A 21756-nucleotide genomic window follows, 5' to 3' on the forward strand; every position below is an offset into this window, starting at 1 on the left:
ATACGGTGTACGGATTTCGAGATACGGTGTACAGTGGCATCGATACGGCGTACGGATTCGGAAAGGCGGCCGGATGACCAGCGCAACGACCGCGCCTCCCGCCGGAGAGGAGCGCATCGACCCGCACCTGCGCAACCTCGCGGTCGTCGTGCTGCTCGGCGCGATCATGACGGTCCTCGACTCCACGATCGTGAACGTCGCGGTCGCGGCGCTGGGCCGGGACTTCGACACCTCGTTGTCGACGATCCAGTGGGTCGTGACCGGCTACACCCTCGCCCTGTCCATGGCGATCCCACTGACCGGCTGGTCGGTGCAGCGGTTCGGCGCCCGGACGATGTGGCTCGTCTCGCTGGGACTGTTCATCGGCGGCTCCCTGCTCTGCGGGCTCGCATGGTCGATCCCTTCGCTGATCGCGTTCCGCGTCCTGCAGGGCCTCGGCGGCGGAATGCTGATGCCGGTCGGGCAGACGATGCTCGTCCGGGAGGCCGGGCCTGGGCGGATGGGCCGAGTGATGAGCGTCGTCGCGGTCCCCGCGATGCTCGCGCCGGTGCTCGGACCGCTTCTCGGCGGCGTGATCGTCGACAATCTGAGCTGGCGGTGGATGTTCTTCGTCAATGTTCCGTTCTGCGCGATCGCGCTGTTCGCCGCCGTGCGGATGCTGCCGCGCGACACCGACCGCAGCGCGGACGCCCGGCTGGACGTCCTTGGGATGCTGCTGCTGTCCCCCGGCTTGGCGGCCCTGGTGTACGGGCTGTCGGAAGCCGGGAACGGGGCGAGCCTCACGGGCGCGCGCTTCCTCACCAGCGTCTTCGCCGGCGGCGTCCTGGTCGCCGCGTTCACCGCGCACGCGCTGCGGAAGGGGCAGGATGCGCTCATCGACCTGCGCCGACTGAGTACGCGGGCGTTCACGGCCGCCACCGGAGGGCTCTTCCTCTACTGCGGCGCGATGTTCGGCCTGATGATCCTCATCCCGCTGTTCGCGGTGATCGTCCGCGGCGAGTCGGCCCTGGACGCGGGCTGGCTGCTGGCCCCGATGGGCGTCGGCGCGATGATCACGATGTCGGTGTCGGGACGGCTGGTCGACAGGTTCGGTGGACGATGGTTCGCCGTGGGCGGCGTCCTGTGCGTCCTCGCCGGCGCCCTGGCGCTCACCGCCCTCGACCCGGGGACCGGCCGCGGCATGATCATGGGCACGATGTTCGTCGTCGGGCTCGGCCACGGCATGATCGCCCCCAGCCTGATGTCGATGGCCTACCAGGGCCTGCCGCGCGAGGCGGTGCCCGCGGCGACCACCGGCGCGAACATCCTGGTCAGGGTGGGGAGTTCGTTCGGCACGGCGGTGATGGCGGTCGTCCTGCAGATCGCCATCCGCGACGAGATCCCCGGCGCGTCCGGCAACCTGTCCGAAGCCGCCGCCCGGCACACGGCACAGACGCCCATCCTCCTGACGAACGCCTTCACCGAAACGTTCTGGTGGGCGGCGGCGATCCTGCTCCTCGCCCTCCTCCCAATCCTCGCCGTCCCCCGCAGACCAAAGGAGGTCTCACTGACTAAATGAGAACCCTCTTCGAGGACGACCTGTTTGGGGACGGCACATCCGTGACCGGCACGCGTTCGTGGGTGCAGGAATCGCGCGGCGAACGTCCGGGCGGGCGGCTGTGGGGACGAATAGCCGCTGAACCTGCCTTGCTCGTGGCCGCGCCAGTATCCCGGCTCGTTCTCCTCAGCGTGGAGAGTGCCTGCAATGTCACGGGGCTGCGCGTGTTGCGATGACGTACGCTCGGCCACCGGCCCACCCTGACCCTCGGTCTTCTTGCCCGGTTTCGTGGGTCGTGACGTCTGTCGTCGCATCCCCGTGATCGCCTTGTCTAGTTGGGCAGGAGTCGCTGGCGATCGGCTCGTCGTGGGCTTGTGTGGCCGGATCTGGGCGAGGTTCTCGAAATAGGTGATGGAGCGGGGAGGTTGCCCAGGCATGAGCACATCTCAGAAGACCAGGATTCGGATCGAGAAGAGCGGCAAGCGCGTCCGGGTTTATCTCGGCGGCCGGCTGGTAGCGGACACTACAGGGCCGTTCCTGGTGTGGGAGGTCCCCTACTATCCGACCTACTACTTCCCTGAGGCGGATGTGCGGGCCGAACTCGTCGAGGAGGGGCCGGGCAAGCGGTCGCCGAGTCGGGGTGACGCGGCTGCCTACACGGTGAAGGTGGACGGTGCCGAGGCTCCAGGCGGGGCGCTCCGGTACGCAGAGTCGCCGATCGAGGAACTGCGTGGTCTCGTCCGGTTCGACTGGGAGGCGATGGACGCCTGGTTCGAGGAAGACGAGGAGATCTTCGTCCATCCGCGGGATCCGTACACGCGCGTGGATGTGCTGGCGGCTTCACGGAATGTTCGGGTCGAGGTGGATGGGGTGACGGTCGCGGAATCGTCCAGCCCAAGGTTGCTTTTCGAGACGGGGCTGCCGGTTCGCTACTACCTGCCGAAAACGCACGTCCGGATGGATCTGCTCGAGCCTACGGAAACGGTGACGCGCTGCCCTTACAAGGGCACTGCGGAGTACTGGTCGGTGCGCGCGGGCGGGAATGTCCACAAGGATCTGGCGTGGTCGTATTCCACCCCGCTGGACGAGAGCCGCAAGATCGCCGGGCTTGTCTGCTTCTACAGCGAGAAGGTCGACATTTTCGTCGACGGCGTCCTACAGCCCCGTCCGTCTGTCCGGTAGGCGAGTCGTTGTCGCGTCGCCGACGATTGGGCGGTGCGCGGCGGCCGGAGACCCGGTCCGCCGTGGAGGAGGCGACGGCGGCGCATACGTTCACCGGCAGAGCGCCAGCCTCACCGTCCGTGGCGGACATTAGGTGGGGTGGCCGTGGGGCGGCCGTTGGGAAGCAGCCGGGTACGTGGACGCTGTGGGAAGTGTGGCGTAGGCGGCAGGGCCCGGAACCGTGTGGCGAGGGTTAGGGCGGGTCGCCGGGTCGGGTCGTCTGTCGAAGAGCGGCTCGCTCGTAGAGATTGCGGCCGTGTCGAGGGAGCAACAGACGCATACCGCGCGCAGCGTGTGAGGCGGGCTGGCCGTTGGACTGTGTTGTGCTGCCGCCCCGTCACCGCGCGGCCAGGTCCTTGGACGAGGTGGCGGGTGGCGATGCCTACTGCCTGCGTCCGGGGCCGGCGGGGGCGTTCTGTCTGAGGAGAGCGCGCGCTAGCCCTACGTGGTTGGGTCGTGGGGTCCGCGGGTGGGCTCGATTGGGGCGGCTGCGCGGGGGTTACAGCGTTGGATGGGACATTGGGTGGTGGTGTGATGCCTGTCGCGTTTTCCGGGTGGGGTCTTGAGGACGTCCTTACGGCTTCGTAGGTTACGCAATCGTAAGTTAGCGTGCCTTCGGGAGGGACCTTGGCCACCGCATCGCGGCGATCCATTGCAACGTGGCGGGGGATTGAGGCGGCCGTCCGGCAGCTGACCACGCCGCTCTTGCCTGAGGACTACCTCGGGATGGTGAACCCGCTTTGGTCGACGGCGGAGCTCCGCGGGCGGGTCGAGGCCGTCCGGCATGAGGCTCCCGGGGTGGCGACTCTGGTGATCAAGCCGGGGCGGGCGTGGTGCGGGCATCTGCCGGGGCAGTGGGTCAAGGTCGGCGTGGATGTGGACGGTGTCCGGCATTGGCGGACGTTCTCGCTCTCGTCCCCGCCACGGCCGGACGGGCGCATCACCATCACGGTCAAGGCCGCGCCGGACGGGTTCGTCTCCGCGCACCTTGTCAGGAAGGTCCGGCCCGGGGCGATCGTGCGGCTTGGGCTGGCGGACGGTGAGTTCGTCCTGCCCGCGGAGGTTCCCCGCAAGCTGCTGTTCGTTACGGCGGGGAGCGGGATCACGCCGGTCATGGCCATGTTGCGGCGGCTCGGCGAGTCGTCGCGTGATGTCGTGCTCGTCCATTCGGATCGGACGGCCGGGGATGTCATCTTCGGCGCCGAGCTGCGCGCTATGGCGGGGCTGCGGCTGTATGAGCGGCACACGGTCGTTGAGGGGCGACTCAAGCCGTCCGAACTGTCCGGGATTTGTGCTGATTGGGCGGAGCGGGAGTCGTGGGCCTGCGGGCCTGGGGAGATGCTGGACGACCTGGTGGCGTACTGGCGCGCTGCCGACGTTGAGGACAGATTGCGTGTTGAGCGTTTTCGGACCGTCCTGGACGGCGGCGGGACGGGCAGCGGCGGCCGGGGCGGGCGTGTGACGTTCAGCAAGAGCGGCGTCGAGGTCGACGCGGACGGGGCCACGCCGCTGCTGGTGGCCGGGGAGGACGCCGGTGCGCTGCTGCCGAGCGGGTGCCGGATGGGCATCTGCCGCAGCTGCGTCGGCCGCCTGTGCTCCGGCAAGGTCCGGGATCTGCGGACCGGCGAGGTGCACGGTGAGGAAGGCGACATCGTCCAGACCTGTGTCTCGGCGGCCGCAGGGCCTGTGGAAATCGAACTCTGAAGGAGCACGAGGATGACCGCCACGACTGTGTCAACGACCGGGCATCTCAGGGACGGCGACTATGACGCCATCGCGCGCGAGCTGGACGCGCTCCGTGAGGAGATCTTCGCCGGACTCGGTGAGCGCGACGCGGCCTATATCCGGCGGGTGATCCGCTGGCAGCGCGGCCTGGAGATCGGGGGCAGGACGCTGCTGATGGCGTCCTCGCTGCCGCCCGCCTGGATCGCCGGGACCGCGACGCTGGCCCTCGCGAAAATCCTGGAGAACATGGAGATCGGGCACAACGTCATGCACGGTCAGTGGGACTGGATGCGCGACCCGAAAATCCATTCGACGACCTGGGAATGGGACAACGTCTCCCCCGCCGCTCAGTGGAAACACACCCATAATTTCGTCCATCACACGTTCACCAACATCCTCGGCAAGGACAGGGACGTCGGCTACGGCCTCCTCCGTGTCACGCCGGAGCAGGAGTGGAGTCGCGCTCACCTCGCGCAGCCGATCTACAACGTGCTGCTGGCGATGTTCTTCGAGTACGGCGTCGCGATGCACGACCTGGAGGTCGAGGAGATCCAGGACGGGACGCACGACAAGGAGGTGACGAAGGCGAAGCTGCGCGCGATCGGACGCAAGATCCTCCGCCAGTGGGGCAAGGACTATGTCGCGTTCCCCTTGCTGAGTGGTCCGCAGTTCTTCTCCACGCTCGCCGCCAACTTCACCGCCAATGTGGTGCGCAACGTGTGGGCGCACACGGTCATCTTCTGCGGGCACTTTCCCGGGGACATCGAGGTGTTCGAGGAGGAACGGCTGGAGGGCGAGACCAAGGGGGAATGGTACGTCCGGCAGCTTCTCGGGTCGGGCAACATCACTGGTGGGAGCTTCTTTCATCTGATGACCGGCAATCTCAGCCATCAGATCGAGCACCATCTGTTCCCTGACATGCCGAGCAATCGGTACGCCGAGGTCGCGCCGCGCGTCCGGGCCCTGTGCGAGAAGTACGGGGTGCCGTACCACACGGGTTCGCTGTCCAAGCAGGTCACGAGCACCTGGAAGAAGATCTTCCGCTACGCCCTCCCGCCCAAGAAGGCGACCGTCCGGGGTTAGCCGAGGGCTTGGGCTACCGGGGTGTAGAGGCGGGACGGGTCGCCGTTGATGGGGGCACCGTACTCCATGATCGTGGTGGTGAAGGCGGGGCGCAGACCGTGTGCTTCTGCCCAGGCGAACAGTTCTGGGTGGCGGTGGTCTACGTCGAGGCGCACTGGGCGGCCTGGTGGGATGGCTTCGTCCACGAGGGTTAGGGCGGTTTCGGTGTCTTGCGCGATGACCGGGCCGATTATGGTGCGGTCCTCGTTCTTCCAGGCGCCGCCGAAGCCTGCGATGCCGCCTCCGTTCCGGACGACGCGGAACGATTCGCAGAAGGACGGCAGGCCCTTGACCAATGCTGAGCGGTCAGCGCCGAAAACCTCAGTATCGAGGGCGTGGACGGCGGGCATGTCGCTCGCCTCTACCGGGACGGAGACTCCCCGCTTGGACAGACCCTCGGCCACGCCCGTATACGCGGTGTAGAGCCCCACGGAACGAAATCCCAGACGCTCGTACAGCGCACGTCCATAGTCGGTGGCGGTTAGGCAGAAGCTCGCCGTCGCTGTGTTGTCCATGGCGTGCCGCATCAGGCGTCCGCCCAGGCCGCGTCGCTCGTAGCGTTGGGCGACGAGGACCATGCTGATGGCGGCGACGTCCTTGCCGTACGGCGTGGAGATCACCGTGCCGGCCAGTTCGCCGTTCCCGTCGTCGATGCCGTAGACGTCGCCGACCGAGAACAGGAACCGCCATTTGTGGTCCTCGCGTCCCCAGTCACGGTCTTCGGCGAGGCGCTGGCAGGCGGGTAGGTCGTTGATTCCGAGCAGCCGCACGGGGCCGTCCGGCACCGGTGAGTCCATGGTCGGACGCTAGATCGGCCGCGTCCGACCGCACAACCGAATTAGCCGCCCCGCAGGCAGGACGGGCCGTCCCGCAGGCAGGACGGGTCGTCCCGCGGGCAGGACGGGCGGTGGACGGTCAGTAGACCTCGACGCCGAAGGCGTCTAGGACTTGGCTGACCGGCTGGATGTAGGTAGTTCCGCCGCTGCTGCAGTTCCCGCTAGCGCCGAATCCCATGCCGAGCGCGAAGGTGCCGGAGAGGTAGGGCGCGCCTGGGGTGTCGCCGGGCTCTGTGCAGATTGTCGTCCTTGCTAGTCCGCGGATCGTCCCTTCATGGGAGGTGACGCTTGTGTTGAGCGCCGTTACGGTGCCGCACTCGGTGCCGGTGTCAGAGTTGATGCGGCAGATCCGCTGGCCGACTCTCGGGCTTTGCGTCCCTGTGACGTCTTGCGACCCCGTGGGCGTGCCCACGCTGCCGGGCCTCTCTGTGTGAGGGCTGACATAGCGGACGAGCGCGGTGGTGCCGTTCGTGACCTGGACGACGGTGCCGAGCTTGATGCGCAGCGTCGGGTCGGCGTAGAGCTTCAGACCGACTTCGGCGCAGGCGCCCGTGGTGAGGAAGTAGTAGGAGTCGGCCTTGCGCACGTTGAAGCCCAGGGTGCAGCGGACGCCGCCGGGCGCGAAGATCGACTCTCCGCCCTCGGGGTCCGGGGGACCCATCAGGCCGTGGGGCGGCTCGTCCGGATCGGGTTGGGGCTCCTGGTCCGGCGGTGGGTCGTCGTCGGGCGCCGGGTCCTGGCTCGGCGGTGGGTCGTCGTCCGGTGCGGGGTTCGGGTCCCGGTCCGGCCCCGGGTCGGGGTCGGGCGCGGGTGCCGAGCCGGGAGCGGGCGCGGCCACGACGGGAGGCTGAACCACGGTCCCGCCGGACGCGCCGGACGCAGCCTCCGACCGGCCGTCGGCGGCGCGGCCTTGGGAGCGGCCGCGGGACGGGTCGGCGCCGGACGCGCGGGCGCCGTAGCCGCGCGCGGACTCGTCCGCGAAGTCGGTTTCCGGGGTCGGCTCGGCGTCGGGGAGCGACTCGGAGTCCGGGGCGGGCGCCGGGGCCGGGGCGGGAGCGGAAATGGAATCGGGGGCCTGGGTGATCATGTACGGAGCCGTGGCGACGATGATCGCCGTACCGCTCACCAGCATGGTCAGGGGGATTGGTCTCACGGGGCCTCCTGGGGTTGGCGGGTGAGGGGGGGTCGGCCCAGGATGACGACTTGCCGGAATAGTGCTGAAAAGGCGATGTCTCTCACAAGGGTGGAAACTGCCAAGATTTGGAGTGGACACCTATCAAATGCAAGGCGAAGGCCAGTGAGATCGATAGGTAACGGCGGACGGCCGGGACGGGCCAGGCCTGCACAAATGTTCGCCCGGTTTCTCCAGCGTCACTTACTGTGAGCGGGCGCGGCTGCAATCACGACCAACCACGGCTACGGTGTGGAACGGAATGAGCCCGGCGAGCGAACTTCAGTAAACGTTGACGTCGTAGGCGCTGAGGATTTCGTTGATCGGCTGATAGAAGGACGTCCCGCCGCTGGAGCAGTTGCCGCTTCCGCCGACCCCGACGCCGAGCGCCAAGGTGCCGGTGAAGTAGGGCGCACCCGGGTTGTCACCGGGCTCCGAGCAGATGTTCGTCCTCGCCAGGCCGGTCATCGTCCCTTCGGGGAAGCTCACGCTCTGATTGAGCCCCGTCACGGTGCCGCATCGCGTGCCGGTGGTGGAACCGCTGCGGCATACCTGCTCGCCGACGGACGCCTTGCCCGCCGCCGTGATGTCCCGGGACCCGGGATGGAGGAGCACGCTGCCGGGCCGCTCCACGTGGGGTTCGACGTAGGCGACGAGCGCGACGGCGACGTTCATGACCGAGACGACGGTACCGAGTTCGACGGTCAGTCCCGGATCGGCATAGATCTTCTGCCCCTGCTTGGCGCAGCCGCCCGCGGTGAGGAAGTAGTAGGTGTCGGACTTACGCACGTTGAAGCCGATGGTGCAGCGGACGCCGCCCTTCGCGAAGACGGCCTGGCCGCCCTGACCGCTCGGCGGGTCATCGGCGGCAGAGGACGCGGTCGCGGTGGGAGCGAGGGCGAGCATGGCAGCGGTGGCGGTCGCGGTGACGGCGGCGGTGGCCGTCGCGGCGATCATGGAAAGGCGGGGTATCACAGGGCCTCCTGCGGGAGCGGCGGGGGGATGGACGCCCAAGATGACGACTTTCCGGAATAGTGCAGAGAAACGAAGGTCCTTACAAGAGGACGAAAGTGCCAATTTTGGCGGTGGCCGTCTATCAACTGCCATGCCGAGATGCGGACGCCCGTCGTCCTCCCGCCGATTCGGACGCGGAGCGGGCTGGTCAGGCCGGGGCGCCGTCGTCGTCGGGGTCCGGGGCGGCAGCCGGATCGGGAGCGGCGGCGCGATCGGGCTCGGCAGCGGGATCGGAAGCTGGGTCGGCGGCGGCGGGATCGGGAGCTGGATCGGGCGCGGCGAGGTCGGGAGCTGGATCGGGCGCGGCGGGGGCGGGAGCCGGATCGGCGGCGGTGGTGGGCTGGTCGTACAGGGCGTCGTGTTGCTGGCGCGGAGAACAGACCGAGGCGGACGGGCAGGAGCAGCGCCCGCCGCTCGCCAGACGGACGGTCACCTTGTCGGACGGCACATTGCGTCCCACCACCTGGCCCGGACCGTTCGGGGTGTCCACGCGCGCCCCCAGCGCTGGCATCTTCTCGTGCGCCTTGACGTAAAGCGGATGCTCATACTTCAGGCAGCACATCAGACGCCCGCACGCGCCCGCGATGCGCAGCGGGTTGACGGGAAGGTCCTGCTCCTTCGCCATCCGGACGGAGACGGGCTCGAAGTCCTTGAGGAAAGTGGCGCAGCACAGGTCGCGGCCGCAGGGGCCGATGCCGCCCTGGAGCCGGGCCTCGTCGCGGGGGCCGACCTGGCGGAGTTCGACGCGGGCCTTGATGCCGCGGGCCAGGTCGCGGACGAGGGCGCGGAAGTCGACGCGGTGCGGCGCGGTGAAGTAGATCTTGAAGACGTTGTCGGTGTCGAGGAAGTCGACGCCGATGACCTTCATGGGGAGCTCGTGCTTGCGGATGAGGCGCTTGGCGATCGAGCGGCCCTCGGCGCGGCGGCGGCGGTTGGTCTCGTCGCGGGCCAGGTGCTCGTCGGCGGCGGGGCCTGCGCATTCGGGGAGGCCGCCGATGTCCTCGGAGACCCACTGCGGCGCCCAGACGCACTCGGCGACCTCGGGGCCGGAGTCGGTGGGGACGAGGACCTTGTCGCCCACCTTCGGGGTGTGCGAACCGGGGTCCAGGTAATAGAGGCGGCCGTAACGGGTGAAGCTGACTGCCATCACCATGCCCACGGTTTCGCTCCGTTCGCCCGATTCCGTGCGACCCACTTTAGGCCGTCCGGAAGCCGGGCTCACCAGGCGGCGTCTGCGAGATCTTCCCCTGGGACGGCGACATCCGCCGTATAGAGGTCCCCGGCGGTCGCCAGGAGTGCCTTGCCTGTGTGCGAGGTGTCGAGGCTGGTCAGTTCGTCCTTCACCTTCTGGTGCCACAGGACCTTGGTGGGCTCCCCCACCACACTGAGCGCCTGCACGGACATCTGGGAGTTCTTCACGATGCCGGCGAATACGGTCTTGCCGTCACGGCTCAGGATCGCCGTAGTGCCGTCCTTGGGGAGAGTCAGGACGGCCTTGCTCAGTTTCAGGTCGCCCGTAGGGCCATCGATGTTGAGCGTCCGGAGCTGGTGTTTGGACTCGACCACCTTGCCGCCCGCGGAACGGACGACCGGGCTCCAAACGAACGAGAGCGTCGTGCCAGACCAGGAGAGGCTGCTCACGCGGGCGGGCAGTTTCGTCGTCCACACCCTGTGGACGCCGGTGCCCGCGGCGACGACGTCCACGCGGCTGCGGGCGCCCTGGTAGGTGACGTAGGCGATGCGGTCGCCGGTCGGGCTCACGGCGAGGTCGGACCAGGACGTGGACACGCCGGGCACGGCGGCCTTCGGGATGTCCCCGAGGTCCTTGGGACGTCCGTTGTCCTGCAGCGTGAGGCGGTGGAACGTCACCGCCCGGCCGGCGTAGGACGCGACGACGTACGAGCCGTCCTTCAGCGCCGCGACGCGCTGGAAGCGGCGGCCCTGCGGCGCGGCGACGGGCAGCCCGACATCGGCGCCGCTGCGGACGTCGCGGACGATGAGCGCCGTGCCCGACTCGGCGACCCCGACGACGAACCGGGGCTCGGTCTTCCTGGACTCGGCGGCGGGCGCCGCCTCGTGCTCCTTCTCGGCGGCGCGCTGGTGCCGGTGGACGACGTCCATCCCGCCGCCGACGAACAGCGCCGCGGCGGCGGCGACGGCGATGGGGATGAGGCCCCTCCAGGGTGGGTTCTCGCGCCTGCCGTCCATCGGGTCGTCCCGCACCTGCCTTTCCGCTGCTCTGCGTCGCGTCCGTGTCGCCCGTCGTTTCTACCTCATCTCCATCGCGACAAAAACCCATGAACGCGGAGTTACCACATCGAAGCGAAACCAGATTCCCGGTGTCTCCGCCGCGTCAGCCGGGCGCGCCGCGTCACCGGAGCGAGCGCCGCGTCAGCCGAGCGCAGCGTCAGCCGAGCGCCGTGCGGGCCGCGTCTACCAGGGACGCACGATACGACGCGCCGAACAGGGCCACATGCACAAGGAGGGGATGCAACTGATGCAGCGGGACGCGGGCGCGCCATCCGTCCGCGAGCGGCGCGGCCTCGTCGTAGGCGGCGAGGATCCGTTCCAGGTGGGGCGTCCCGAACAGCGCCATCATGGCCAGATCGGTCTCGCGGTGGCCGCCGTGGGCCGCGGGGTCGATCAGCAGCGCCCGGCCGTCCGTCCACAGGACGTTGCCGGACCACAGGTCTCCGTGGATGCGGCTCGGCGGCTCGGGCGGGCCCGCGAGCGTCTCGACGTCCGCCATCACGCGTTCGACCAGGCGGACGTCGGCGGACGACAGATGGCGGGCGCCCAGGCGGAGGAACGGTTCAAGGCGGCGTTCGGCGTACCAGCCGGCCCAGCCCCGGCCGTCCTGCGCCAGGGTGTTGTCGAGCGGGAGGTCGGCGATGTAGCCGTCCCAGGGGGCTCCGTAGGTGGTCGGACGGGCGGTGGTGTGGAGCGCGGCCAGTTCGCGTCCGAGCCGTTCCGCGCTGGACGGAGACGGCGACCCGGACGGCAGCCACGGAAGGACGAGCATGTGCTCATCCGCCGCCACCACCTCGGGGACGGGCACCCTCACGCCCGACTCTTGGGCGGACGCTTCGGACAGCCAGCGCAAACCCGCCGCCTCCGCGGCGAACACGCCCCCGTCCCGGCCATCCCGGACGAATTCGGACGCAGCCGCCTTAACGAACACCTCGCGCCCATCGGCCAGGGTCGCGCGATGCAACGTCCACGAGTGGCTCGACCCGAGGCCGCGCAAGCCGTCCACCCCGACCCCGACGAGACGCTCAACCCGATCGCGCACCTGGTCGGACGTCGCAGCGGACCTCGCAGCGGACCTCGCATCGGACGCCCCGCCGGACGCAGCTCCAGACAGCCCGCCCGACGCACCGCTGGACAGCCCGTCGGACGCATCGGCGTGCACGCGGGTCAGCGCTCCTTGAGTGCCGTGCGGATCTCCTCCAGGAGGCCCGGAACAGCTGCCTCCACCTGCTCCAGGACGAGATCGAAGTCGGCGCGCCCACCGTAGTAGGGGTCGGGGACGTCGAGGTCCGACGCGTCGGCGTCCGGGTCGAACTCGCGGAGCAGCCGGATCCTGCCGCGGGCCTCGTCGTCCGGAGCCATCGATCGCAGCGCCCGCCGGTGCCCCTCGTCCAGCGCGATGATCAGGTCGTAGCGGTCGAACCAGCCGGCCTCGAACTGCCGGGCGATGTGGGCCGACCGGTAGCCCGCGCGGTGCAGCGCCGCGACCGTCCGCTCGTCGGCCGCGTCGCCGACGTGCCAGCCGCCGGTGCCCGAGCTGTCCGCCTCGACGTCGAGGCCCTCGTCCTCGACATGGTGGCGCAGGACCCATTCGGCCATCGGCGAGCGGCAGATGTTCCCCGTGCAGACGAACGTGACGCGATACGGCATCCCTCCATCATGCACGAGGCTTTCGAGGGTCGATGACGACGGCGTCCACGCCGGGGACGCCGTCCATCGCGGCCTTCACCGCCTTCGCGGCCTCGGCATCCGCGACCCGAACGCGGAACGAGTCGGGAATGTCGCCCGGACGGACCCCTTCCAGGAGTTCCTTGTCCTCGACGAACCGCTTCTTGAAACTCGCGTACGCCTGCTCCCTCGACTCGTACTCGACCCGCCGCACCTGCGGCATCGCGTCCAGCCGCCGCTTGATCTCCGCCTTCTGCTGCTCGGTGGCGTCCTCTTTCCGGCAGCGTCGCGCGTCGGACGTCTTGGCGCACAGGAACACCGACACCCTGCGCTCGCTGGACGCCGCCTTCCCCTCCCCGAACGTCCGGTCGACGACCAGATAGCCGCCCACGGCCACGCCCGCCATCATCAGGACGAACGCGGTGATCAAGGCGCCCATGACCAGCGGGCGCGATAACGCCGTGGACGGCGGCGGAGGGACGCTCCCAGGCCGGGCCCCAGGCCGGGCCGCAGGACGGACGGGCTCCTCGGCGTCCTTCGCCGCGTCCGCCGGGCGTTCCTCGGGTCCGTCCACTGGCGCTCCCTCGTCAGATAGCGGAATCAGCCAAGTTAACGAAGCGGCCCAGGACCGGTCTCGGTCCTGGGCCGCTTCGCTATACGAGACGAGCCGGCGACGCTGACGGTGTCAGTGGCTGACGGCGTTCAGCGCGTCCACGATGCCGCTGCCGAAGAACCCGTTCTGGCCCTTCGAGCCCTCACAGGTCTGCGTCGACGTGTTCTTCACCCACTTGCCGTCCTGCAGCGTGTACCAGACGTACTCGAAGGCCCGCGGGCTCGGGCATTCCTTCTCGGTCGCGGTGCCGCGCAGCGCCCATTCCACAGCGCGCGGGTCGAGGGTGAGCCCGCCGCGGCCGCGGTCCCGCTGCCCGTACTTGCTGACGATCAGGGCGGCGACGCCGACGGCGTGCGGCGACGCCATCGAGGTGCCCTGGATCGACTGGTAGTAGGCGCAGTCGTCGCCCTTGCAGCTGCGGATGATGTTCGGCACCTTCGGCGTGCCGTCCGGGTTCAGCTCGCCGCGCTCCTTCGCGAGACGCTCGGGGTAGGCGGCCCAGATGCCGGCGCGGTCGTCCGGACGCTGGTCCGCCGTGTCGACCTTGTCGCCGCCAGGCGCGGCCACCGCGACGTACCCGTTGCCGTAGCTGCTGAAGTACGACTTGCGGGTGCTCGGCCCGGTCGAGGAGACCGGGATGACGTTCTTGCCCTCGGACGGCATCGAGATGCAGCTCGCCGGGATCGTCCGCTCGTACGGCTTCTCACCGGGGACGGACGGGAAGTCAGGGCTGGTGTCGTCCACGTTCGTCTTGGTGTAGTCGACGCGCTCGTTGCCGGCGGCGGCGACCAGCGTGACGTCCCGCTCGTGCGCGAAGTCCAGCGCGCGCTGCACGGCCGTGACGATCGTGCGCTGCTCCAGCTGGTCCTGGGGGCTGTCGGCCGGGTTGTTGCCGCAGTTCCAGAGCCACGGGTCCACGTAGTAGGACATGTTGACGACGTCGATGCCGTTCTTGGCCGCGTACGTCAGGCCGTCCACGGTCGGCTGGAGGAAGAAGTAGCCGGAGTCCTGGCCGACGCGCAGGTTGACGAGCGACACGTTCGGCGCGACGCCGGACATGCCGAGCCCGTTGCGCGGCGAGGCGATGGTGGACGCGACGTGCGTGCCGTGGTCGTTGTCGTCCCAGTCGTCGGGGTCGACGCAGCCCTTGAACTCGCACGGGCCGTCGACCTCGGCGCCGTTGGCGTCGGTCGGGATGTCGGTGGTGAAGTTGCGGCTGAGCTGGCGGTTGAAGTTCGCCTTGATGTCCGGGTGGTCGCCGTCCACGCCGGTGTCGAGGACGCCGACCAGCACGCGCTTGTCGCCCGGCTCCTTCTTGTACGAGCCGTCCGCCGTCGCGTGGATCTGCTTCATGTCCCACTGCAGGTCGGCCAGCGGCTCCTTGTCCTTGGACGGCCTGCCGTCCAGGGCCACCGCGTTCTTCGTGCCGACCAGCTGCTCGACCTTCGCGGACTTCTTCTTCGCCGTCTTCGGCGCCTGGCCGATGACGCGGTTGTGCGCGGCGCCCTCCAGGGCCCGCTCTTCCATGGCGTCCTGGATGAACGCCGGGTTGTCGGACCGGACGGTCGCGACGCCCACGTCCCGGTTCTCGTGGACGATGTCGCCTCCGGCCTCCCGCACCGCACGACGGGCACTGCTGGAGGACGCGCCCTCCTTGTAGAGGACGACGTATTCCGAAACCTCACCCTTCGCCTGCGCTGGGTTCGGAGCCGCTGAGGCTGGGAACGCGAGGGCCGTCACGGTCGTGACGGCGCACGCGGCGGAAATCAAGGCTCGCCGCAAAGCAGACCTCCTGGCAGTGGGGGAGCGGCCCGGGGATCGGGGCCCAAGCGAGGAGCAAGGTACGTATGTTCCCGTTGAGAGATGCGAACAGTTATATAACGATAAGGGAGATCTCTTGTAAGGCAGGGGTTTCGGACGTCCATCCGAGCGAACTCGGGCGGTACTCGGCAGTGCTCGGGAAGTGCTCAGCCGGTGCGCAGGGCCAGCGTGAGCGCCTCGACGGCGAGCAGCGGGTTGACGTTCAGCTCCAGCCGCTCCCGGCACGCCATGATCGCGTCCAGCCGCCTGAGCGTGTCCTCGGGACGTCCGTCCGCCGCCGATGTCCGCAGCTCAGGGGCGAGATCGACGTTGAGCAGCTCGCTGCCGGTGCCGAGCTGGAGCGTCAGGACGTCCCGGTAGTAGGACGCGAGGTCGAGGAGCGTCCGGTCCAGGGCGTCGCGCTTCGCGCGCGTCGCACGCGACTTCTGGCGGTCCGCCAGGTCCTTGAGGGCGCCCGCGGTCCCGCGCGGCATGCGGCCCTTCTCGCTCTCCCCCAGCGCCTTGCGCATCGCGGACGTCTCCACGTCGTCCAGTTCCTCGGTCCGGACCTTCGCCTCCGCCTCGGCGGCCTTCACGATGGCCTCAGCCGCCGCGACCGCCGGACCCACCGAGGTCAGCCGGCGCGGCACGGACATCACCGCCGCGCGCCGCTCCCGCGCTTCGGGGTTCGTGGCGAGGCGTCGCGCCTGGCCGATGTGGCCCTGCGCCGCGCGCGCCGCCGTCTCCGCCATGTCCCGGTCGATGCCGTCCCGCAGGACGAGCACGTCCGCGACCGCCGCGACCGGCGGGGTGCGCAGCGTCACGACCCGGCAGCGGGACTTGATCGTCACCAGCAGGTCGTCCGGCGACGGGGTGCACAGCAGCCAGAGCGTCCGGGCCGGGGGCTCCTCGATCGCCTTCAGCAGCACGTTCGCCGCCGATTCCGTCGCGCGGTCGGCGTCCTCGAAGAGCACGATCTGCCAGCGGCCGCCGCTCGGCGACGACGACGCGCGCAGCACCAGCCGCCGGGCCTCCGCCGCGCCGTAGGACAGCCCCGCCGGACGGACGACCTCGATGTCCGCGTGCGTGCCCTGGAGCACCTGGTGGCAGGACGGACAGTGCCCGCATCCGCGCGGGGCCTCTTCGCACTGCAACGCCGCCGCGAACGCCCGCGCCGCCGTGACACGCCCGGCGCCGGGCGGGCCGGTGAAGAGCCAGGCGTGGGCGAGGCCGCCGTCGTTCTCCGCGGCCGACGACAGCTGCGCGACGACGGGCTCCTGCCCCACCAGGTCGTCCCAGACGCTCATGGGTACGAGGCTAGCCGGGTCAGAGGTCGGTGATGACCGGGAACGTGCTCGTGACGTCCTCGGTCCCGGCCGGGACCGGGTCGGGGAGGATCTCGCGGATGCGGTACTGGATCTCGCGGCTCAGCTCGGCCTGCGGGCGGCTCGCGTCCAGGATCAGGTAGCGGTCCGGGTCGGCCTCGGCGAGGGCGCGGAACCCGGCGCGGACGCGCTCGTGGAAGTCGTGCGACTCGGACTCGATCCGGTCGGCGGGCGCCGACAGCCGGTCGAGCCCGGCGCGCGGCGGGATCTCCAGCAGGACGGTCAGGTCCGGGACGAGGCCGCCGGTGGCCCAGGCGTTGACGCGGGCGATGTCCTCGACTCGCTGCTGCCGTCCGAAGCCCTGGTAGGCGAGGGACGAGTCGACGTAGCGGTCGCTGACGACGATCGCGCCCCGCTCCATCGCGGGCTTGATGACGTTCGCGATGTGGTCGGCGCGGTCGGCGGCGTACAGCAGCGTCTCGGCGCGGACCGACAGGCCCGTGGTGTCGCGGTCGAGCAGCATCGCGCGCAGCCGCATCCCGATCTTGGTGGCGCCGGGCTCCTGCGTGGTGACGACGTCGTAACCGTGGTCGCGGAGCCAGATCGCGGCGAGCCGCGCCTGGGTGGTCTTCCCGGCGCCCTCCCCGCCCTCGAACGCGACGAACACGCCGCGCTGCCCCCGGTGGACGGGCTGCGCGGCGGCGGCAGCGGCGGCGGCCTGCTCCGGCGGCGTGTAGACCTCGCCGTGCAGGGCGGCGCGCAGGTCGGGGAGGAGCGGGATGCCGCGCCGATCGTCGAGCCGCTTGTACGCGACGGCGCCCGCGAGCAGGGCCACCACGGCGGCGATGAGGAGCGCGGCGCCCGTGCCGGTGACGTCGTACACGCCGCCGCCGAGTTCGAGGCGGTGCGAGCCGACCGCACCGGCGATCAGCGGGACGGCGGCGAACGCGACCACGGCGGTGACGAGGGCGACCGAGCGCAGGTAGGCGGACGGACGGGAATCGTCCGGCGCGTCGGGGTCGGCGAGCCCGTCCGGGTCGTTGAGGGCGGTGGAGCCCGTCGTCCAGGCTGCCCCGGCGAAGACGCCCAGCAGGCCCGTGGCGAACACGACGACCACGAGGTTCTGGACGAGCGCCAGCACCACGAGCGTGACCGCAGCGGCGAGGACGGCAAGGCCCAGGAGCCGGCGGCGGCTGAACGGGACGAGCACGCGCGGCCCCAGGAACAGCCCGGAGCCGACGCCCAACGCGAGACCGGCGAGGACGGTGCCGTAGCCCGCGTCACCGCCGCCCAGCTCACCCGTGTGGACGCGGGCGACCGCGACGACCGCGCAGGCCATGAGGGACGCCGCCGTGACGGCCAGGCCGAGGCCGCGCACGGCGCCCGTCCCGTTGCCCGTCCCGTGGCCCGTTCCGTGGCCGCTCCCGTGGCCTGTCCCGGGGCCCTGGAAGAGCAGCTTCAGCGGCGACGCGACGTGGATCGGCACCGAGGCCGGGATGTCGCGGATCGCGGCGACGACGGCGGCCGACGCCAGGAACACGGCGGCCGTCACGTACAGGGCGAGGTCAGCGCGGGAGTCGCGGCCGAGCGTCCCGTCCGCGATCAGGGCGAGGACCGCGAACAGCAGCGCCGCGACGGGGGCCGGGCCGAACACGACGCGGGTCGCCGACCGGCGGGCGCGGGCCCGCCGATCCTCGTCCGGGACGAGCGCGGGCAGCGACGCGCGCGCCGCCGGCGTCCACAGCAGGCCCAGGAAGGCGACGAGGAACGCGGCGGCCATCGTCCACGGCAGCGTGCCGACGAGCGGGACCGTTGCGAGGATCACCAGCCGCAGCACGTCCGCGATCAGCAGCATGAGCCGCCGGTCGACGCGGGCGGCGATCATCCCGGCGAGCGGCGCGAGCAGCACCGCGGGCAGCAGCATCAGCGCGAGCACGGCGCCGACCGCCTGCGCCTGCGCGGCCGCGTCGTCGTCGCTGGTCAGCGCCGCGGCCATCGCGGTCAGCGCCGGGACGCTCAACCACAGGCCGAGGCCGGACAGCGACAGCGCGGACCGCAGCCGCCGGAACGGCCCGCTCGACGATAGAGACGAAACGCCCGGCGGCGGTGACGCTGCGGGGTGCGGCCGGGATGCGCCCGTTCTGGTCATGTCGGTCAGGGTATCGGCGTAGATGTCCCTAGGAGCCGGACTTTGCGGAGGTTCGACGGCGGGTTGCCGGCTTCTTCTTACCGCCGTCCGCGGCCACCTTCTCACGGCGCTCCGCCAGCAGCTCCGCGGCGCGCTGGATCGTGATGGACTCGACCTCGTCGCCCTTGCGCAGGCTCGCGTTCGTCTCGCCGTCGGTGACGTACGGGCCGAAACGCCCCTCCTTCACCACCACCGGCTTCTCGCTCGCCGGGTCCTTGCCCAGCTCGCGCAGCGGCGCGGCCGACGCGGACCGGCGCCCCCGCTGCTTCGGCTGCGCGAACAGCTCCTTCGCCTGCTCCAGCGTGACGGTGAACAGCTCGTCCTCCGAGGAGAGCGAGCGGCTGTCGGAGGCCCTCTTGATGTACGGGCCGAAACGTCCGTTCTGCGCGGTCACCGGCTCGCCGTCCAGCTCACCGAGCGTGCGCGGCAGCGACAGCAGCTTCAGCGCGTCGTCGAGCGTGATCGTGTCGAGCGACATCGACTTGAAGAGGGAACCGGTGCGCGGCTTGGGGGTGTCCGCCTTCTTCGTCCGCTTCTTCTTCTCGCCTTCGGCGGGCGGGGCCGGCTCAGGGAGGATCTCGGTGACGTACGGGCCGAACCGTCCCGACTTCGCGACGATCGTGTGCCCGGTCTCCGGGTCCGTGCCGAGCTCCCGGTCACCGGACGGCTGCGCGAGCAGCTCCGCGGCCTTCTCGGCGGTCAGCTCGTCGGGCGCGAAGTCGTCCGGGATGTTGGCGCGCTCGCCGTCCCGGTCGAGGTACGACCCGTACCGGCCGACCCGCACCATGATGTCGGAGCCCTTGATCGGGAACGAGCTGACGCCCTTGGCGTCGATGTCGCCGATGTCGCCGACCAGCTCCTTCAGGCCCTCCTCGCCCTCGGCGCCGAAGTAGAACCGCGTCAGCCAGCGGACGCGCTCCGCCTCGCCGCGGGCGATCTCGTCGAGACCGTCCTCCATGTGCGCCGTGAAGTCGTAGTCGACCAGGTTGCCGAAGTGCTGCTCCAGCAGGTTGACCACGGCGAACGCCAGGAACGACGGGACGAGCGCCGTGCCCTTCTTGAACACGTACTCGCGGGCCAGGATCGTCCCGATGATCGAGGCGTAGGTGGACGGCCGCCCGATCTCCCGCTCCTCCAGCTCCTTCACCAGGCTCGCCTCGGTGTAGCGCGCCGGCGGACGGGTCGAATGGCCCTCCGCGTCGACCGCCGCGGCGGTCAGCGGGTCGCCCTCGGCCAGGTTCGGCAGCCGCCGCTCCTGGTCGTCCCGGTCGGTGGACGGGTCGTCCGCGCTCTCCACGTACGCCTTGAGGAACCCGTAGAACGTGATCGTCTTACCGGTCGCGCCGAACTCCGCCCGCTCGTTCCGCGTCGACAGCCCGGTCACGCGGATCGACACGGACTGGCCCGTCGCGTCCTTCATCTGGGACGCGATCGTCCGCTTCCAGATCAGCTCGTACAGCCGGAACTGGTCGCCGGACAGGCCCGTCTCCGCCGGCGTGCGGAACGTCTCGCCCGCCGGGCGGATCGCCTCGTGCGCCTCCTGCGCGTTCTTCACCTTGGACGCGTAGACGCGCGGCTTGTCCGGCACGTACTCGCCGCCGAACAGCGACGCCGCCTGCCGCCGCGCCGCCGTGATCGCCGTCTCCGACAGCGTGATCGAGTCGGTTCGCATGTACGTGATGAAGCCGTTCTCGTACAGCTTCTGCGCCACCGACATCGTGTACTTGGCGGAGTAGTTCAGCTTCCGGCTCGCCTCCTGCTGGAGGGTCGTCGTCCGAAACGGGGGGTACGGGCGGCGCGTGTAGGGCTTGCGCTCGACGGACTTGACCTCGTACGGCCTGTCCCGGAGCCGCTCGGCCAGAGCGCGCGCGGCGGGCTCGTCGAGGTGCAGCGCGTCCCTCGTCTTCAGGGTGCCGTCGGACGCGAAGTCCCGGCCCTGCGCGACGCGCTTGCCGTCCACGGACACGAGCCCGGCCTTGAAGACCTTCGGCTCCTCGTCCTTGCCGGTGTCGAACTGGGCTGCGATGTCCCAGTAATGGGCCGGGACGAACGCGATCCGCTCCCGCTCCCGCTCGACCACCAGGCGCGTCGCCACCGACTGCACGCGGCCCGCCGACAGCTTCGGCATGACCTTCTTCCACAGGACGGGGCTGACCTCGTACCCGTAGAGGCGGTCCAGGATGCGGCGCGTCTCCTGCGCGTCCACCAGGCGCATGTTCAGCTCCCGCGGGTTCGCGGCGGCGCGCTGGATCGCGTCCTTGGTGATCTCGTTGAAGACCATCCGGTGCACGGGGACCTTCGGCTTGAGGACGTCCTGGAGGTGCCAGGCGATCGCCTCGCCCTCCCGGTCCTCGTCCGTCGCGAGGTAGAGCTCGTCGGCCTCGGCGAGCAGCTTCTTCAGCTTCTGGACCTGCTGCCGCTTGTCGGAGTTGACGACGTACAGCGGCTCGAACTCGCGCTCCACGTTCACGCCGAGCTTGGCCCACGACTCGCCCTTGTACTTGGCCGGCACCTCGGAGGCGCTGCCCGGGAGGTCCCGGATATGGCCGATACTGGACTCCACGATGTAGCCGCGCCCCAGGTAACCCGCGATCGTCTTCGCCTTCGCGGGCGACTCGACGATCACCAGACGGGTACCGGCGCCGTTGCTCCGGCCACTGCTCGCGGTGCCGTTCTTGGCTGGCACAGTCGCTCCAACCTCGCTGTCTTGGTCCTCTTGAACAGGCTCTTCCTTACAGACTTCGTACAACGTCGCGGGACGGCGCGTTCATGCCCGCGGGCCGCTCCCGACCGTCCCACGATCATCGCTCCGCCCTCGCGGACGAACGGGATTCTCACCGCCGCACGCCCCAGACAGGATGACATGCCCCCGACCGCCGTGCGGACGGGGTCGCCACGGTACGGTGCCCGGCCCCCGGTAGACCAAGTAATAATGGTCGCGATGGCGGAGTACACCTACCTCGTCCTGTCACTGCCGCGCGGCACCACGCGTGATACCGCCCGGCAGATCATGACCGAGCACGCAGAGCGCGGCGGCTGGGAAATCGATCGGTTGCGCCTCTACCCGGACGGCCGCCGCCGTATTCAACTCCGCCGCAAGGTCATCCGCGCCGTCCGCACGTTCTGACCGGCCGGCCGCGGATTCCGGCCGCTCGACCGCACGTTCCGACCGTCCTCCGGCCCCGCCCGCCATCGATCGGATGACGAGCTCCGCCCGACCGATACCGGCGGTCCGTCCGGGAGTGTAGCACTACGTACGATCCCCTTGACGGACGGTGATCCACAC

General features: G+C 70.0%; 17 protein-coding genes. 5 read left to right on the forward strand and 12 right to left on the reverse strand.

What is annotated here, in order from left to right:
* Positions 1-73: 73 nt before the first annotated feature.
* From ACH35V_RS29530 to ACH35V_RS29545, 4 genes are all read left to right on the forward strand, one after another.
* Positions 74-1558 carry an MDR family MFS transporter gene (locus ACH35V_RS29530; RefSeq protein ID WP_395977185.1) on the forward strand — a complete coding sequence of 495 codons (1485 nt, stop codon included), beginning with the start codon at positions 74-76 and terminating at the stop codon, positions 1556-1558.
* Between the two features lie 414 nt (positions 1559-1972).
* A complete protein-coding gene (locus ACH35V_RS29535) occupies positions 1973-2719 on the forward strand; it encodes a DUF427 domain-containing protein (protein ID WP_395977187.1) in 747 nt (248 codons plus the stop codon).
* A 765-nt stretch (positions 2720-3484) separates the two neighbouring features.
* Positions 3485-4462: a ferredoxin reductase gene (locus ACH35V_RS29540; RefSeq protein ID WP_395977189.1), complete on the forward strand. Its 978-nt coding sequence runs from the start codon at positions 3485-3487 to the stop codon at positions 4460-4462.
* Positions 4463-4474: 12 nt separating this feature from the next.
* Complete coding sequence (locus tag ACH35V_RS29545; protein ID WP_395977191.1) at positions 4475-5566, forward strand: fatty acid desaturase family protein; 1092 nt, start codon at positions 4475-4477, stop codon at positions 5564-5566.
* Here the strand turns inward: ACH35V_RS29545 and ACH35V_RS29550 are convergent.
* From ACH35V_RS29550 to topA, 12 genes are all read right to left on the reverse strand, one after another.
* Entirely contained in the window at positions 5563-6402 is an 840-nt protein-coding gene (locus tag ACH35V_RS29550) for a GNAT family N-acetyltransferase (RefSeq protein ID WP_395977193.1), read from the reverse strand. The two genes, ACH35V_RS29545 and ACH35V_RS29550, sit on opposite strands and share 4 nt — an antisense overlap.
* 118 nt (positions 6403-6520) lie before the next feature.
* Positions 6521-7594, reverse strand: coding sequence for a S1 family peptidase (locus tag ACH35V_RS29555; protein WP_395977195.1), 1074 nt, complete (start codon positions 7592-7594; stop codon positions 6521-6523).
* A 300-nt stretch (positions 7595-7894) separates the two neighbouring features.
* Positions 7895-8569: a S1 family peptidase gene (locus ACH35V_RS29560; RefSeq protein ID WP_395977197.1), complete on the reverse strand. Its 675-nt coding sequence runs from the start codon at positions 8567-8569 to the stop codon at positions 7895-7897.
* A 205-nt stretch (positions 8570-8774) separates the two neighbouring features.
* Positions 8775-9779: a stage 0 sporulation family protein gene (locus tag ACH35V_RS29565; RefSeq protein WP_395977693.1), complete on the reverse strand. Its 1005-nt coding sequence runs from the start codon at positions 9777-9779 to the stop codon at positions 8775-8777.
* Positions 9780-9844: 65 nt separating this feature from the next.
* Positions 9845-10849, reverse strand: coding sequence for a hypothetical protein (locus ACH35V_RS29570; RefSeq protein WP_395977199.1), 1005 nt, complete (start codon positions 10847-10849; stop codon positions 9845-9847).
* 184 nt (positions 10850-11033) lie between these two features.
* A complete protein-coding gene (locus ACH35V_RS29575) occupies positions 11034-11918 on the reverse strand; it encodes a fructosamine kinase family protein (RefSeq protein ID WP_395977201.1) in 885 nt (294 codons plus the stop codon).
* A gap of 125 nt (positions 11919-12043) precedes the next feature.
* Positions 12044-12526 (reverse strand): low molecular weight protein-tyrosine-phosphatase, encoded by a 483-nt coding sequence (locus tag ACH35V_RS29580; RefSeq protein WP_395977203.1) that lies wholly within the window; start codon positions 12524-12526, stop codon positions 12044-12046.
* Positions 12527-12533: 7 nt separating this feature from the next.
* The gene (locus ACH35V_RS29585) at positions 12534-13118 is read right to left on the reverse strand and encodes a permease-like cell division protein FtsX (protein ID WP_395977205.1); all 585 of its coding nucleotides are present in this window, start codon (positions 13116-13118) and stop codon (positions 12534-12536) included.
* 111 nt (positions 13119-13229) lie between these two features.
* Complete coding sequence (locus tag ACH35V_RS29590; protein WP_395977207.1) at positions 13230-14777, reverse strand: S8 family peptidase; 1548 nt, start codon at positions 14775-14777, stop codon at positions 13230-13232.
* A gap of 347 nt (positions 14778-15124) precedes the next feature.
* Positions 15125-16264 (reverse strand): DNA polymerase III subunit delta', encoded by a 1140-nt coding sequence (locus tag ACH35V_RS29595; RefSeq protein ID WP_395977209.1) that lies wholly within the window; start codon positions 16262-16264, stop codon positions 15125-15127.
* A gap of 19 nt (positions 16265-16283) precedes the next feature.
* Positions 16284-18431 carry a dTMP kinase gene (gene tmk / locus ACH35V_RS29600; protein WP_395977211.1) on the reverse strand — a complete coding sequence of 716 codons (2148 nt, stop codon included), beginning with the start codon at positions 18429-18431 and terminating at the stop codon, positions 16284-16286.
* A gap of 28 nt (positions 18432-18459) precedes the next feature.
* Positions 18460-21156: a type I DNA topoisomerase gene (topA, locus tag ACH35V_RS29605; RefSeq protein WP_395977213.1), complete on the reverse strand. Its 2697-nt coding sequence runs from the start codon at positions 21154-21156 to the stop codon at positions 18460-18462.
* Between the two features lie 255 nt (positions 21157-21411).
* On the opposite strand from topA, the gene ACH35V_RS29610 reads away from it, so the two are divergent.
* Positions 21412-21597, forward strand: coding sequence for a DUF5703 family protein (locus tag ACH35V_RS29610; RefSeq protein WP_176406678.1), 186 nt, complete (start codon positions 21412-21414; stop codon positions 21595-21597).
* The last annotated feature ends 159 nt before the right edge of the window (positions 21598-21756 follow it).

Origin of the sequence: Actinomadura sp. 1N219, assembly GCF_044326405.1 — a bacterium.
Lineage (GTDB): Bacteria > Actinomycetota > Actinomycetes > Streptosporangiales > Streptosporangiaceae > Spirillospora.

Coding starts and splice junctions, on each gene's coding strand:
- ACH35V_RS29550 (WP_395977193.1), bottom strand. CDS start 6,402: ATGGACTCACCGGTGCCGGACGGCCCCGTGCGGCTGCTCGGAATCAAC.
- ACH35V_RS29540 (WP_395977189.1), top strand. CDS start 3,485: ATGGTGAACCCGCTTTGGTCGACGGCGGAGCTCCGCGGGCGGGTCGAG.
- ACH35V_RS29545 (WP_395977191.1), top strand. CDS start 4,475: ATGACCGCCACGACTGTGTCAACGACCGGGCATCTCAGGGACGGCGAC.
- ACH35V_RS29535 (WP_395977187.1), top strand. CDS start 1,973: ATGAGCACATCTCAGAAGACCAGGATTCGGATCGAGAAGAGCGGCAAG.
- tmk (WP_395977211.1), bottom strand. CDS start 18,431: ATGACCAGAACGGGCGCATCCCGGCCGCACCCCGCAGCGTCACCGCCG.
- ACH35V_RS29580 (WP_395977203.1), bottom strand. CDS start 12,526: ATGCCGTATCGCGTCACGTTCGTCTGCACGGGGAACATCTGCCGCTCG.
- ACH35V_RS29595 (WP_395977209.1), bottom strand. CDS start 16,264: ATGAGCGTCTGGGACGACCTGGTGGGGCAGGAGCCCGTCGTCGCGCAG.
- ACH35V_RS29560 (WP_395977197.1), bottom strand. CDS start 8,569: ATGATCGCCGCGACGGCCACCGCCGCCGTCACCGCGACCGCCACCGCT.
- ACH35V_RS29565 (WP_395977693.1), bottom strand. CDS start 9,779: ATGGTGATGGCAGTCAGCTTCACCCGTTACGGCCGCCTCTATTACCTG.
- ACH35V_RS29610 (WP_176406678.1), top strand. CDS start 21,412: ATGGCGGAGTACACCTACCTCGTCCTGTCACTGCCGCGCGGCACCACG.
- ACH35V_RS29530 (WP_395977185.1), top strand. CDS start 74: ATGACCAGCGCAACGACCGCGCCTCCCGCCGGAGAGGAGCGCATCGAC.